We start from the raw sequence: 13,956 nt of genomic DNA, 5'->3' as shown, positions 1-13,956 counted from the left end.
AGTTTAGACATCCATTCGCGGCGCTCTTTCTCAGGCCGATCCGCAAGGGGTCGCACGAACTGGTAGTTGCGGAAGGTCAGCCGGTCGACTAAGTTTTCCTTTACGAAGAGTCTCCGTGCTCATTCGTCCTATCGCGCGACTGGCGAGCTAACGTGGAATCGACCACGGTGAAGCGCGAAGGGTTCCGACGCCGATCGCCTGGGCGACCAATCTGCTGGAAAAACAGCGTGTTGAGGAGCCCGAGCATGCCGTCGTTTCGCAATGAACTGTCCATCAACGATCAAGAGATCGCCGCCGCCCTTGTGGGGGAAGAGCGCCGTCAACAGGACGGCGTCGAACTGATTCCGTCCGAGAATTACACGTACCCGGAGGTGCTTGAACTGCTCGGATCGGTGTTCACCAATAAATATTCCGAGGGATATCCGGGACGCAGGTACTACGGCGGCCAGCAGTATACGGACAAAATCGAGAACCTCGCACGCCAGCGGGCCTGCTCGCTTTTTCGTGCCGAGCACGCCAACGTTCAGCCTCTTTCTGGATCACCGATGAATCAGGCCGTCTACCTCGGCCTATTGAAGCCCGGCGATACCATTCTCGCCATGGACCTGTCCCATGGCGGCCATCTCACCCACGGCGCGCCGGTGTCCCACATGGGGCGTTTGTTCAACTTCATTCGCTACAAGACGGCCCCGTCAAACGGCGGCGCGATAGATTTCAACGAATTGCGCGCGATTGCGCGTGAAGCGCGTCCGAAGATGGTGTTGTGCGGCTACAGCTCCTATCCGCGCGATCTGGACTATGCGGCATTCAAGAGTATTGCCGACGAAGTTGGCGCGCTCACGATGGCTGATGTGAGCCACTATGGCGGATTGGTTGCCGCGAATGTTATGCGCAATCCGCTTGATGCCGGCTTCGACGTCATGACGACGACATCCCACAAGACACTGCGCGGCCCCCGTGGTGGGATCATCCTATGCCGGAAAGAAAATGCCGGTCGGATCGATGCTTCCGTCTTTCCCGGTTTACAGGGCGGACCTCACATGAACGTCGTGGCCGGGATTGCCGTGACGCTCAAGAAGGCGGCGACCTCGGATTTCCAGGTTTACGCCCGGCAGGTTTTGCGCAACGCGAAGGTTCTTGCCGGCGCGCTGATGGAGCGCGGGATGAAGATGGTCACGGACGGGACGGACAATCACATGATGGTCGTCGATACGGCAGCATCTGTCGGACTGGACGGGCGAGCAGCCGAGGACGTGCTCGATGCCATAGCCATCACCACAAACAAGCAAGTTATTCCAGACGATCCGCGCCCGCCGCTCAGGCCGAGCGGTATTCGCCTTGGGACACCGGCGGCGACCACGCGGGGCATGGGAGAATCCGAAATGCGTCGTATCGGCGAGTTCATTGCGGCGGCTCTGCAGGCGAACGGGGACGATGTGGTCGTCGCGCGCCTCAGGTCAGAGTGCGTCGAAATGTGCCGAGCTTTTCCTGTTCCAGGCGTGGCGTCTAGGCCCGGACCGAACTGATCGGCTGCACGCCAGCAACCGCAACTTGGCGCGCAGATATGCAGAACGGAGTTGGGCGCCGGCGCCCAACCTCGATCATGTTACCCACTGAACTTTGTTGCACGACAGAAGACCGCTACGGCTCAAGCCGGCGGGAGCGCGTTCGCGCGAACGGTTATGTCGGCACTTGGCCCAACGTTCGTGCATCGGGAACATCCAGGCCGGCGTTAACCCTGTCGGCAAACAGGCTGTACGTGGGTCGAGTTGTTACGTGAGCCGCCGCCAAGTTGCCGCATTAGCTAGGAGAATTTTCACCGCCACTAAACGAGTGGAGGAACATCATGCTGAGAATGATGTTGTTGGGCCTCCTCATCCCATTGGGTGTAGGTGTGCTGGCGGCAATGGAACTCAGAACTCCAGTGCGTAGTGCAGCAGTGGTCGTCCAGCCCGCCGTTGCCGAGACAACCGTAGACATTTCCGATTCACATGCTGCCTTGGCGAAGGCTGATCGACTTGAAATTGCCGCCGCGAGCAGCGAGCCACCAGCACAGCCCGCGCTAGTCGACGAACGCGTTTCTCCGTCGGAAGACATCAGTGTCGGTCCTTCGGAGCCCCCGAGGGTGATCAACCGCCATCCACACAATCCCAAATCAAAGAAGGCTACCACCGCCGCCCGTCCAAAGAATGTCGCCATCGCTGCCCGTCCCAAGCCGAAGCCAAAGACAACCGCTATCGCGCGAACGACTATTTCCGAGCGGCGAAAGGTCGCCAGCGACACCGAGTCTTGTCGGCTGAGCGCGTTTGGTGGATTGCGCAAGGCCTTGAATTCAGTCGACTGCGAAATCTGATTCATTGGAACGGCTTCGACTGACCTGATGCTGTCCCCCAGAACTTGGGAATGCGAGCTCAGGCCCAATTCCACCCGGTGCGGCCGCTATCCGCTTCGGGTCCGACAGCACCCAAATGATCGCGTGCAAAGCCGGCAAGGCTCAACGTTCGCGCGCAGATTTCGCCTTTAAAAATAAGCCTTTAAAGGTGAACGAGCTCACAGCCGGAGCCCAGCGGCAGGTCTATTTTGCCGGCTTGGGACGATCCTGATGCACGACCGAATGACCATCCCCAAGTTCATGGGCGGCGAGCTGCCGGAAGTGAGAGGCCAGGGCCGCGACCCGCGAATAGATGCCTGCCGAGGCATCGCGCTGTGGTTCATCTTTCTTGACCATGTTCCCAACAACATCGGAACTTGGCTGACACTAAGGAACTACGGCTTCAGCGATGCCGCTGAGGTGTTCATGTTCGTGTCGGGCGTAACCTGCGCGCTGGCTTACGGCAAAGCATGGCGTTGCGAGGGTTGGACCGGAGTGATCAGCCGAACGCTGCGGCGAAGCTGGGACATTTATGTCGCATTTCTGCTGCTCACGCTCGCCTGCGCCATCTTGGTTCACCTCGCAGGCACGGGCCGTATTGCTGATGAGAGCAATACGCGTATCCTGTTGGATCATCCAGGGGCAACGCTCGCGCGCGCGGCGGTCCTGCAATACCGTCCGGTCAATACCGACGTGTTGTCGGTCTTCGTGCTTCTTCATCTCCTGTTCGCGCCGCTGCTGTGGCTGCTGCTGCGAGCGCCGAATGCGACGCTTGGCGCCTCGCTGGCGCTTTATGTGCTGGTGCATGTCTTTGGCTGGACCGTCCCGGCCTGGCCGAACGGCCACTGGGCCTTCAATCCGCTGGCCTGGCAGTTGCTGTTCGTGCTTGGCGCGTGGTGGATGATCGAGGACAAGAGGCTCCAGCCGTGGGTGACGTCACGCACGACGCTTGTACTTGCCGTCCTGTATCTGCTCTTCAGCTTGGTCATCGTATTGAGCTGGCGCATCAAACCGCTGGAAGCACTGATCCCGCAGGCGCTGGCGAACCTGCTTTATCCATTGGACAAATCGAATCTCGATCCATTGCGACTGCTGCATTTTTTGGCCATAGCGGTTTTGGTGGCATGGCTCGTGCCTCGCAATTGGCAAGGGCTGACGACGCCGGTAATGCGCGGCGCGATCCGCTGTGGTCAGAACTCGCTGCCAATCTATTGCCTCGGCGTTCTCCTGACGTTTGCCAGTCACGTGGCGCTGCTCAAGATTTCAGACGGATTTGCGATGCAGATAGTGTTGAGTTTCGCTGGCATCGCAGCGATGATCGCGACCGCAACGCTGCTGAACTCGATCAGCATCAAACCCAGGATGCGATCACAATATTCTGACACTGCGATCAGCGAGAGTGTCTATGAAAGATGAAGAATGCCGTCATTGCGAAGATCGCTGCCGGCCAGGGCCATGCCTCCGGCGGAACCAGGTTTATTCGCTCGCAACCACAACCGCCCGATGGCAAAGCGGGTGGACGCTGCAGTAACGCGCATCGTTGCGCATGCGATCCATGTGGCGCTATACATTACCCATGTCCCGCGATTTTCGCCTTGATCGCACTCCCGTCGACGTTCTCAACTATGAGATCGCCCAGGACCAGGCCGTTGCGCTCGGACGAATGGGGCGAGCGCTGGAAGCGGCCCTCGCCAGGCTGCGGGAGTTCGATTCCACTCATCCACGCTCGGGCGCGCCGGCGTCAGCGCAGCAGGCACGGCGCATCCTGGTGATGGAGGCCGGCCACGCGCTCTGGATGTTCGTGGTGCAACGAGAGGCGTGCGGCTTGCGCGACAGCCGCCCTATCATGCGCCACTATAACGTGCCGAACGAGGTGCAGCAGTGCATGGGGGCTGTCCCTGCCACATCGATGCTGTCAGCAACATGACTTCCTGAGTTTCAACGATCCATCGAGGTTCGAGACGAGCAGGAAGTCCACCTTGCACGCCGTTCGCGCGGCTGCCCGGCACTCGCGCCACGGTCTCGTTTCCCAAGCCAGAATGAATCCACCGCCTTGCCGGATTTGAGTCTCATTATGACCCAGGTCGCGGCCAAAGGTCGGTGCGGGGAGGGCGCAACACTGGGGTGATTCTCATGTCCGGTCATTTGCGATCTTGCATCGCCGCTTTTGTCCTTCTCGCAAGTCTCCCGGCTTCGCCTGCATCTTCGAATCCGCTTGCAGACTTGTTCAATGTCTCTCCTCCCCAGACAGCCACTGCGCCTGCTCCCGCGGAAAAGGAAAGCGAGTGCTTGCCACGACCCGGTACGTCGACGGCGGAAGGTCAGCGCTGGGTCTATCGTACTGAGGGGCGCCGCAAATGCTGGTTCCAGGCTGCTGAGGGAACCACGACGGTGAAGCAGGTTCGTAATCGCGCCGCGAAACCTCGTGTCACTGTTGAGGAGAATGAGGCCGCGCGGGCCAAGCAGAAGGCGGTCATGGATGCGCGTGCGGAGCTGCTGCGCTCCGCACCGGCGGAAACGTCTCAGCCGACGCAACCCGCGCCCGAGCTCAAGGTGGTCGATGCCGCTTCCGTCCCGGCTACGGAGACCGCAGCCTTCGTGCCGCCGACACCTGTCGCCAGCCGCGCGACCGATCAGCTCACGCCTGACCAGCCCACGCCTGACCACCCCGCGCCGCGCAGGCTCGACGCAGCGACACTTCTGGCAGCCGCACCGGCGCCAAGCGAGGCGGTTGCGGTTTCCGTGCCTCCGGCCGCGCCGGTCGCCTCTCCGATCGCCGAGGCGGCTGAAGACGGGTGGGGCTGGATGGCAACCTGGCTTGGCGCGCTGCTGATGGCGCTGGGGCTCGCCTCCGTCTTAGCCTCGAGCCGGACCCTTCGCGAGGCCGTGCTGTTGCGCGATTAATGCGGGAGTTGCTGCTCCTCAGCCCAATCCATTTTCTCGCAGCTAAGGCAGCGGAGGAGGCGAAAGCTCTTGCCCTGGCGACTGTCGAGGATCACCACGGGCCGCGCGATGCCGCCGCAATGATTGCAAGTTGGATGATGAGGCGGATGACACCGCCCGGCGTCGCTCGCATCTCGTACGTTACTCACCGCAGCCTCCTCTAAGGGCGACTCACGTAAGATAAAGCGCACACTGGTTCCAAGAACGCGTCCAGTGAGCACAAAAGCCGAGGCCAAGAACCAAGCGAACCGTCAATTTTCTAATCTAAAAGCCAGATCCTTCCGCTCCATAACGCATCAAAAGTGTCAGGGACATCATTCCGCGCTTGCACGGCTTCCTCCGGTGCCCACGCTTGTACGGCTTCTTTCGGTGCCCAGGCTTGTGTGTCTAATAGATTGCCGCGCTTCTGCGAGACTGCGTTCACAATATCCTTGCGCGACGGTTGCGCGGCCACGCCCTTGGGCCATTCCAACAACGCTTTTGAAAGCCCGGGCTTGCCTTCGTACCAGCATTTTCGTCCGTCGATGAGACGATACGACCACCATTTTCCGTTCGGATTTGACGGCATAGCGGCGCTGCATTGCTGTTTCGCTCCCGCGCCTGGCGTTCCCAACAATAACAGCGCAGCAACAAAAGCCGTCAGCGTTATTGATGAAAGCTGCTTGGTCATTTGCGTGGCTCGAGGCCACTACGTTGCTGCAAGCGGCTCACAGCAACCATCACATCGGGACGTTCGAGAACTTCTACGAGCTTGTCGAGAATACGCTCATTGTTCTGCGGCCGAGGTTGCAGGTATTCTTCCAGTATGAGTTGCGCCTCGCCAATCGCCTGAATAGCCAATTGTTGATCTGTCATACGCGTTACTCACAGAGCGCCCCGGCTAAAGAAAGAAGGCAAATCAAGACCCCATTTGGGTTTTTTCCCCGCTTTTTTCCAAAGTTCCATCAATTTTTATTTCAAGGTTTGGCAGGAGCCCTGCCAAACCCTGTGTAGGAACTTGGTCTACTGGGCGCAGACGGATTGTGGCGGTGATTGTTGTGGTTGCGACCTTTCAAGCCGCCATCTTGCGGCGAGGTAGAAAGATCGGGCTGTCTTCGGCAGCGAGTGACTGTTTTCTGAACTCAGATGCCCGGACTATGTCTGCAAGTTTTGAAGTCGATGGCCGCACCATGTTCGCGCATGCCTGCAAGGTCGGGCTCGAAGCCGTCGCGTCGAAGCGATAGCGGATATGCATCTGGACGAGGCAACAACTGGGTAAAGGTGACATGCGCGCAGCGCGAGATCTCGCCAAAAAATCCCGCCTGGGGAAAACTCGACTTAGGTCAGCCTAACTGCGTTGTCCGACTCGGCAGTCCGTGCTGGTTTCCTCAAAATTTGAGTCTGGTTTGCGGGGCAAGGAAGTTGAGCCAGTTTTCCTTTATGCTTCTGCTCGTGATGTCCCTGATGCTCACTGTGTGCGTCGGAGTGGCAGCTTGGCGCATGTCTGATGACTGGCCGGAAGTTACCGGAAGCACTTCGCCGGCATTTATCCACATGCGTTGAAAAGCAAGGACCTCAACTCCTGACGGAGCTGAGGCCCTTGCACGGAATCAGCAGGGATAGAGGCCGCATGCTTTGGCATTCGCGGGCTCGCGCATTCCGCTGATCACCTCTTCTGCGCTTGCGCCACCCGATCTCGGTTCCGGGGATCCCGATACGGAGATCGTCGGCGCACGCTCTGATCGATGTCATCGGCCGATCGAGCTTCACCGTCATAATGGTGAGGCTCTTTCCTGCCGGTGACATAGAGCGCAGCAGATTGTCGCCCTCGTCCGACCAGTGGCGGCCGCGGTTTTGTCTTATACCGCTCATCGTAGTTTGCCTCTGAGGCCAATTGAGGCGGGCCAGATACAGAAAATCAAAGGACCCAGCTCACTGAGCACGGCCGCTGGGCTTCAGTTGAAGGGCGGATTTCAACGCTTCCGCCTGTCACCTACATGGTGCAAACGTGCTTGCCTTCAATAATATTACGCAATTGTAAGTTCTCGGAAGAGCACTCTTGATCGGGAGGAAGTCTTGAGGATCTACGAGCCGCGGGTTCGCCCGAATTTGGAGTGGGTGCTTCCGGTGCACGAGAGCGATCACGAGTACCTGTGGAGGCTGGATGGGACTGCCCGCCGAGCTAGCTGGCGACCGATGCCGGTGGCCAGGCTCTTGGTGGACGACGAAGGTGAGCCGCGGGCTGAGGCGGACCTCCCCTGGCTTGGCGGCCACGTGCTGGTGCTTCGCGAGCATGCGGTCAAGGTGCTGGCGCCGCTGTTGGACCGTTCCGGCGAACTCCTGCCGCTGGCATGTCCGGACGCGGACCTGTGGCTGTTCAACGTGCTAACGGTGGTTGACGCGCTTGATGAGGAAAAATCGGAGCTGGTGCGGTTCGATGATGGAGACATTCTTGATGTCGAACGTTACGTATTCCGGCCCAACCTGACGGAGGGGCTAGCGGTGTTCAAGGTGCCGCAGCTGCTACGCGGCCCGTTATTCTTGGGCGACGAATTCGTCAGTGTGGTGAAAACTGCCGGGTTGCGTGGACCCGAATTTATCCAGCTCTGGCCGTAGCGCGTTGGATCGGTAGAGCGAAATCGAAACGCATCAATCGCGTGCGCGGACGGGCATCGCTTCCACGCTCTGGCAAGCTTCCGCCTTCGCTCTGGCGAGCTACGGCGGACAGGCCGGCGGACAAGTCGCTCTACCCATCCGGCGCGCTACGTGGCAACGAACCTGCGCGCCGCGCGCTCTAGTCGCAATAGCTCCACCCGCCATAACCGTCGTCGCATCGCGCCCGCGCACGATGGGGCACGGGCAGCGGCGGTCGCGGCGCGTATTCGCCCGCATAGTCGTATTCCTGCGCGTAGTAGCGTTCGCGATAGACTGGCGCGCGTTCGACATAGACCGGCCGCGCGGCGTAGGCGGGTCCGTACTCGCCATAGACCGCTGCCGGTGCGCGGTAGGCGGGGTCACCGTAAGAGCGATATCGGTAATCGGGTTCCGCGTACGGCCGATAAGCCGGTCGCGGGCGCACATTGATGTTTGCGGAGGGCGCGTAGATTCCGCCTGGCGCGACGTAGACGGATGACGACAGATCGCTGGCCGCGGCAGCCCCGGAACACAGGACGACGAAAGCCAGCGTGAGCGATGATCGGTACATGTGTGAAGCCTCCAACTACTCAAGCCGCGCCAGCCAGCGTGGTTAATTTTCGCTAAACAAATCGAAGTGCGCAATGATATTTTGCGCGAAGAAGTGTGCCATTTCAGGACTGCGCACACATTCGCGTGTCGGCATCGTGAGTTGAGGAACACTGCGTGATGCGATCGCAATCACGCAGTCTGGCAGTTGAATGTGAATGCCCAGCCGTTGGCTCCTCGCAATGACGGCTCGAGGATCGCTTTCATGAACGACTTCACCATCCGCACGATGCGGCGCGACGAGATATCGATCGCAATCGACTGGGCCGCGGCTGAAGGCTGGAATCCGGGTCTTGCCGATGACGCCTGCTTTGCGTCTGTTGATCCAAAGGGCTTTTTCATCGGCGAGATCGATGGTGCGGCTGTCGCGACTGTGTCCTGCGTCAATTACAGCGCGGGCTTTTCCTTTCTTGGCTTTTACATCGTGCGGGCAGATTTGCGCGGCAAAGGTTACGGCTTGCGGATTTGGAATGCAGCCATCGCACATGCCGGCGCGCGTGTGATCGGACTCGATGGCGTGACGGCGCAGCAGGACAATTACAGGAAGTCCGGATTCGAGCTAGCTTACGCCAACGTCCGCTTTGGCGGTATCGTCACAGCACCGAGCGCGGCGAAGGCCGGGGTGATTGACCTGAGCGAAGTCCCGCTGGCTGACGTGGAAGCAGACGACGCGACGGTGTTTCCGGCGCGGCGGCCGGCGTTCCTGCGGGCCTGGATCGGCTCGCCCGGGCATGTCGGGTGCGCGGTCATGCGCGATGGACGGCTTGCGGGCTGGGGTGTGATCCGGCCGTGCCGGAAGGGGTTTAAGATCGGGCCGCTGGTGGCCGACGACCGCGCTACGGCCGAAGCGGTGTTGTCCGCCTTGCTCGCCAAGGTGGGCGGCGGCGAGATGTTTCTGGACGTGCCCAGCATCAACCGCGACGCGGTCGCACTGGCGGAAGGTTTTGGGCTCGCGCCGGTGTTCGAGACGGCGCGCATGTATACCGGCGCAATCCCGCCACTGCGGCTGGAGCGGGTGTTCGGTGTGACCAGCTTCGAGCTGGGGTAGGGAACGGAATGTAGGGTGGGTGGAGCGAAGCGATACCCATCGCTCCTTTGATGGCATGCGATTGATGGGTATCGCTGTGCTCCACCCATCCTACGCGTTCGTGCGGGCCGGCCTCGGCACTACCGGCCCAATGGCATCCGATCGATCACCGTGGTGCCGGCGGCGGAGAACAGCCTGTCGGTTTGCACGAGTTCGAGCGCTTCCACCGTAAAGCGGCCGAAGCAGGTCGCGCGATGGCGTGCGATCGCGCGAATGAAAGAAGGAGATAACGGGCCCGAAAAGCGGATCAGGTTCGCAAAGGCAAGTCTACGAAACAGAAGATCGCGAAATGCGCCCGGGCCGGCTGTTCTTTTTCGCGTGTAAGAAAGATCCTGGGTCGAGCGCGTAAGCTGTTGTCTGAGCCCCCACAGCGAATCGTCTTCGGGAAACAACTGCAAGAAGACGGAATTGGGCGAAACGCCCAAGCCGTGTCCCGTTAGGCTGAAGGGACGAAGCGTTCCGATGCGATGCCGGAGTCGCGCGAGCAGCTCGTCCCGGTCGACGTCCTTGATGTCGTCGAAATTTTGGATCGTCACATGGACGGTGTCGGAGGGATAATAGTGATGCGAAGGATGGAGCCGCTCGAGTTCAGCCAGGACTTTGCCGATTCCGGAATTGGGTTGTTGAGGAAGCCGGGCGACAAGGGACAAGTGCACAGCCGCATCCGGGCCTGATGCGGGCAGGATATATTGTTGGCGCCGAACCGTGGAGAGGCTTAGGGCTGCCGTGCCGGTTGCCCAGAGCGATTTGAACTGTAAGGCATCAAGGAAGTTGCGGGAGTTCAAGGCGCTCTCCGTTAGTTCCGCGACGCGCGCCTGGACGTCGAAAAAATCTCCCAGCTCACCATGAAGATCGCGGCGATCAGCGGGCCGATGATGAAACCGTTGAGGCCGAAGACTTCGATGCCGCCCAGCGTCGAAATCAGCACAACGTAATCCGGCAGCTTGGTACCCTTGCCGACAAGGAATGGACGCAGCACATTGTCCACCAGGCCAATGATCAGCACGCCATAGGCGATCAGCCCGATGCCCTGCCAAACGGCGCCGGTTGCGAGAAAGTAAATCGCGACCGGGAGCCAGACCAACGCGGCTCCGATGGCCGGCAGCAGCGACAGAAACGCCATCAGCACGGCCCACAAAATCGGCGCGTGAACCCCGAGGAACCAGAACGCCAAACCGCCGAGCGCGCCCTGGACAACGGCCACCACGATCCCACCCTTGACGGTGGCGCGAACGACGTCGGCGAACCTGGTGAAGAGCGCTGATTTCTGATCGCCGTGGAGTGGAACAGCCTGCTTGATCAGGTCTGCCACTGCCTTGCCATCGCGCGTCAGGAAGAACAGCAGGTACAACATGATGCCGAGGCTGATCACGAACTCGAAAGTGTTCATCCCGATGGTAAGCGCTTGGGGAGCCAGGGCCTGACCGCCCTTCATCAGGCTGGACGACAATGTTTCGCGAAGCCCTGAAAGATCTGTCAGGTTGAACCGCTGCAGCCAACCGGTCGCCCAGGCCGGCAGCGCATCGACGACACGCTGGATGTAGCCGGCGAAATCATATTCTCCGGACCTGATCTTCTCAAAAAGGCTCGTTGCTTCCTGCACCAGGGAGGCCGCAACCATCGCCAGCGGTATGAGTACGATCGCGATGATGAGCAGGACGGTTACCAGGGCAGCGAGGTTCGGCCTGCCGGGCATCGATCGCAGCAGCGCCCGATTCACCGGCGCAAAGATGACGGCTACGATGATCGCCCACAGAACGGCGCCGTAGAATGGCTGCAAAATCCAGGCGAATGCCAGCGTAACGGCAAACAGCAAGAGCAGAAAGGTCTGATCATCAATTCGTCGCACCACGGGCGTCTCGTTTCCTTGCCTTCTCGGCCGCGCCAATGTTCAGCAACGAACCGGTGCGCGTTCTCCATCGCCTTGTACAGCATTTTTCCGGACCCGTACCGCGTCAGCGTAGGATTGGCGGAGCGGACGGGTCCGGCCTTCGGCCAGCCCGATGATAAACTCCGCGATACCGTCACCCTTCTTGAATGGAGTGTAGACGACGGGTGACGTTTCGCTCTACCGCATCCTGCGGACTAAGTGTCAATCCTCTGCGTTCCGATGAAGCGCATGTAAGGCGTCTGCCCGGCCGGCCCGAACAACACGACTGTGTAAGGTTGTGGTGCCCCGCCTTCCATTCCGGGTGACCCGACCGGCATGCCGGGAACGGCAAGGCCCTTGGCGTTCGGACGGTCCGCCAGCAACCGCTGGATCGCGAGCGCCGGCACATGTCCTTCGATGGCATAGTCGCTTACGACGGCTGTGTGGCAAGCGGCGAGCTCAGGCGGAATACCATGCTGCTGCTTGATCGGCGCGAGATCGGCAGAGTCATGCACCTCGACCGGAAAGCCGGCCGCGCGCAGATGATCGGCCCAGCCCGAACAACAGCCGCAGTTCGGATCCTTGTGGACGGTCACGACAGGATTAGCGGCAGCGGCGGACGCGATCGTCCGGCCTGCCAGCACGGCGGCAATCGCGCCGAGGAAGGACCGCCGGGCGATGCAATGCAGTGTTTCGGTCATCGACTTCACCTTTTCGGTTGGACTTTCCAGTCAGCGTAGGATGGGTGGAGCGTAGCGATACCCATCACTCTGAACTGGGCGCAGACGATGGGTATCGCTTCGCTCCACCCATCCTATCGACTAATCCGGGCGCGCTATTTATCGAGCCGGGCCAGTATTTGCTTCATCTGGTCGATCTCCTGCTGCTGTCCCTTGACGATATCCTGGCAGAGTTTCACGAGCTCTGCATCCGCAACCGCCGACCGTTCGCACATCAGAATTGCGCCTGCATGGTGCGGGATCATCGACTTGATGAACTGCACGTCGGCGACCGCCGTCTGGGCGCGGATGCCGAGGAAGAAGAGCGCCACGGCGACAACAGCCACCCCGCCAAAAATCAGGCTCATCCTGGCGTCCGGATACATGCCGCGCATCACGACCAACTCGATGATAACCATCGGCGCGGCCATCAGCCCTGCCATGTAGAATTGGTTGATGTTCGGATACACGTTCGCGAAGCGATCGACCATCGCGTACATCAAGATGAACATCGCTACGAAGGACAATGCGGTCATGACCGCGAGGTGACCGTAGTGGTGCTTGTGCATAGTCCCACCTCGAATCCTCCCATTGCACCGAGGAAACGCGAGGACTCAATGGTAGTTCCTTGGCTTGGGATCGGCATCCTGCCGGAGGTCCCACCCCACATCGGGAAGAAGGAGACTACCGGTCTAAAGAAATCCAGCGCGGGCGGAAGCCACCACTACTACGGTGGACCGAAGTCCCAAGTGCCGCATCACATCGGCCCCAAGAAGGACTGATTGAGAATGAAGTGATCCTGCGCGATCGACGCGGGATCACTTCATGTCGCCAAAGCTTCTTCCATCGCCGCAGCAATTGGCCGCCGCACCCATGACCTATTTGCCTTTCTGCATTTTCGTGATCGTGATCCCGGCTGCAGCTCGCTCCGCTTCGAACTGAACCTTATCGCCGGCCTTGACCTGCTTCAGCATCGCCGGATCCTGCACACGGAAGACCATCGTCATTGGCTCCTCCATTTCGAGGCTCTTGATTGGGCCATGCTTCAGGGTGATCTTTCCGGCGGCCTGGTCCACTTTCTTGACTTCGCCATTGACCATTTCCGCCTGCGCCGCGGCGATTCCGACTCCCAAGGTGAGCGAAAGCGATAGAGCGGCTAATGTGAGTTTCTTGACCTTCATGCTCGTTCCCCTTTCACTGAGCTAGATTACTGACTCGAACTACTTCACGACCACCGTTCCGGTCATTCCTGCTTCCCGATGGCCGGGGATCAGGCAGGAATATTCGAATTCGCCCTTCTTCGTGAACTTCCAGACAATCTCGTCGTTCTTCTTCGGCGCGAGCCGCTTCCCGTTCGGATCGTCGTGCTCCATGTCGGGATTCTTCTTCATGGCTTCAGCATGCTTGAGATTGTCCGCTGTCGAAGCGAGGATGAATTCGTGTTCGAGCTCGCCGGTATTGCGCAAAACGAATTTTATCTGTTCACCCTTTTTCACTTCGACTTTCGCCGGTGTGAATGTCATTTTGCCATCGGATTCACCCATGGTGACTTGCACGATTCGCGCCGGCTTCTTGGGATTGCCCGGCTCACCCGCCGAATAGGAATCGTCGTGATGATGATGGCCGGGAGGGCCTTCACCGGCGTATGCCGGCGCCACAAGCAGAGCGGTGCCTGCTGCTGAGATCAGAACCAGTTGTTTCAGTTTCATTATCTTCTCCTGTCGATGTTCAAGCTTGAGCCGGC

The 13,956-nt window shown here is 59.8% G+C and carries 17 protein-coding genes and 1 riboswitch; of the genes, 8 read left to right on the top strand and 9 right to left on the bottom strand.

The features are described from left to right. The first annotated feature begins 125 nt into the window (after positions 1-125). Positions 126-211, top strand: a riboswitch (ZMP/ZTP riboswitch). A gap of 34 nt (positions 212-245) precedes the next feature. The 5 genes from YUO_RS0110675 to YUO_RS0110655 all read left to right on the top strand — a co-directional run bounded on the left by YUO_RS0110675 (position 246) and on the right by YUO_RS0110655 (position 5,275). Then, positions 246-1,526 (top strand): serine hydroxymethyltransferase, encoded by a 1,281-nt coding sequence (locus YUO_RS0110675; RefSeq protein ID WP_028347239.1) that lies wholly within the window; start codon positions 246-248, stop codon positions 1,524-1,526. 320 nt (positions 1,527-1,846) lie between these two features. Further along, positions 1,847-2,353 (top strand): hypothetical protein, encoded by a 507-nt coding sequence (locus YUO_RS0110670; RefSeq protein ID WP_028347238.1) that lies wholly within the window; start codon positions 1,847-1,849, stop codon positions 2,351-2,353. 249 nt (positions 2,354-2,602) lie between these two features. Beyond that, on the top strand, positions 2,603-3,787 hold the full coding sequence (locus YUO_RS0110665) for an OpgC domain-containing protein (RefSeq protein ID WP_028347237.1): 1,185 nt from the start codon (positions 2,603-2,605) through the stop codon (positions 3,785-3,787). 160 nt (positions 3,788-3,947) lie between these two features. Beyond that, the gene (locus tag YUO_RS0110660) at positions 3,948-4,298 is read left to right on the top strand and encodes a DUF6665 family protein (protein ID WP_028347236.1); all 351 of its coding nucleotides are present in this window, start codon (positions 3,948-3,950) and stop codon (positions 4,296-4,298) included. Between the two features lie 362 nt (positions 4,299-4,660). Continuing rightward, entirely contained in the window at positions 4,661-5,275 is a 615-nt protein-coding gene (locus YUO_RS0110655; RefSeq protein ID WP_235782680.1) for a hypothetical protein, read from the top strand. Positions 5,276-5,573: 298 nt separating this feature from the next. Here YUO_RS0110655 and YUO_RS44695 read toward each other — a convergent pair whose 3' ends face one another. Both YUO_RS44695 and YUO_RS44690 read right to left on the bottom strand, forming a co-directional pair. Further along, positions 5,574-5,984, bottom strand: a complete 411-nt coding sequence (locus YUO_RS44695) for a hypothetical protein (protein ID WP_156908573.1) — start codon at positions 5,982-5,984, stop codon at positions 5,574-5,576. After that, the gene (locus YUO_RS44690; RefSeq protein WP_028347233.1) at positions 5,981-6,169 is read right to left on the bottom strand and encodes a hypothetical protein; all 189 of its coding nucleotides are present in this window, start codon (positions 6,167-6,169) and stop codon (positions 5,981-5,983) included. The genes YUO_RS44695 and YUO_RS44690 overlap by 4 nt, the downstream gene beginning before the upstream one ends. 1,200 nt (positions 6,170-7,369) lie before the next feature. On the opposite strand from YUO_RS44690, the gene YUO_RS40445 reads away from it, so the two are divergent. Beyond that, complete coding sequence (locus YUO_RS40445) at positions 7,370-7,909, top strand: imm11 family protein (RefSeq protein WP_035726390.1); 540 nt, start codon at positions 7,370-7,372, stop codon at positions 7,907-7,909. 178 nt (positions 7,910-8,087) lie between these two features. Here the strand turns inward: YUO_RS40445 and YUO_RS0110625 are convergent, their stop codons facing one another. Next, entirely contained in the window at positions 8,088-8,498 is a 411-nt protein-coding gene (locus tag YUO_RS0110625; RefSeq protein WP_028347231.1) for a hypothetical protein, read from the bottom strand. A 243-nt stretch (positions 8,499-8,741) separates the two neighbouring features. Between YUO_RS0110625 and YUO_RS0110620 the strand changes: the two genes are divergently transcribed. Next, positions 8,742-9,584 (top strand): GNAT family N-acetyltransferase, encoded by an 843-nt coding sequence (locus YUO_RS0110620; protein WP_028347230.1) that lies wholly within the window; start codon positions 8,742-8,744, stop codon positions 9,582-9,584. Between the two features lie 119 nt (positions 9,585-9,703). On the opposite strand, the gene YUO_RS46145 is transcribed toward YUO_RS0110620, so the two are convergent. From YUO_RS46145 to YUO_RS40440, 4 genes are all read right to left on the bottom strand, one after another. Then, positions 9,704-10,408: a 2'-5' RNA ligase family protein gene (locus tag YUO_RS46145; protein WP_156908571.1), complete on the bottom strand. Its 705-nt coding sequence runs from the start codon at positions 10,406-10,408 to the stop codon at positions 9,704-9,706. A gap of 11 nt (positions 10,409-10,419) precedes the next feature. Further along, positions 10,420-11,472 carry an AI-2E family transporter gene (locus tag YUO_RS0110605; RefSeq protein WP_028347228.1) on the bottom strand — a complete coding sequence of 351 codons (1,053 nt, stop codon included), beginning with the start codon at positions 11,470-11,472 and terminating at the stop codon, positions 10,420-10,422. Between the two features lie 236 nt (positions 11,473-11,708). Next, on the bottom strand, positions 11,709-12,194 hold the full coding sequence (locus YUO_RS0110600; RefSeq protein ID WP_028347227.1) for a DUF411 domain-containing protein: 486 nt from the start codon (positions 12,192-12,194) through the stop codon (positions 11,709-11,711). A gap of 134 nt (positions 12,195-12,328) precedes the next feature. Continuing rightward, positions 12,329-12,703, bottom strand: coding sequence for a DUF305 domain-containing protein (locus YUO_RS40440; RefSeq protein ID WP_235782679.1), 375 nt, complete (start codon positions 12,701-12,703; stop codon positions 12,329-12,331). Positions 12,704-12,829: 126 nt separating this feature from the next. Between YUO_RS40440 and YUO_RS46140 the strand changes: the two genes are divergently transcribed. Then, positions 12,830-12,994 carry a hypothetical protein gene (locus YUO_RS46140; RefSeq protein ID WP_156908570.1) on the top strand — a complete coding sequence of 55 codons (165 nt, stop codon included), beginning with the start codon at positions 12,830-12,832 and terminating at the stop codon, positions 12,992-12,994. 96 nt (positions 12,995-13,090) lie between these two features. Here the strand turns inward: YUO_RS46140 and YUO_RS0110585 are convergent, their stop codons facing one another. Beyond that, positions 13,091-13,393: a copper-binding protein gene (locus tag YUO_RS0110585; protein ID WP_028347226.1), complete on the bottom strand. Its 303-nt coding sequence runs from the start codon at positions 13,391-13,393 to the stop codon at positions 13,091-13,093. Between the two features lie 39 nt (positions 13,394-13,432). Further along, entirely contained in the window at positions 13,433-13,921 is a 489-nt protein-coding gene (locus YUO_RS0110580; RefSeq protein WP_028347225.1) for a cupredoxin domain-containing protein, read from the bottom strand. Positions 13,922-13,956: the final 35 nt, after the last annotated feature.

The organism is Bradyrhizobium murdochi (assembly GCF_000472965.1).
In the GTDB taxonomy this organism is placed as follows: domain Bacteria; phylum Pseudomonadota; class Alphaproteobacteria; order Rhizobiales; family Xanthobacteraceae; genus Bradyrhizobium; species Bradyrhizobium murdochi.
The sequence above is the reverse complement of the archived record's forward strand: the minus strand, read 5'-3'. Positions and strand labels throughout refer to the sequence as shown.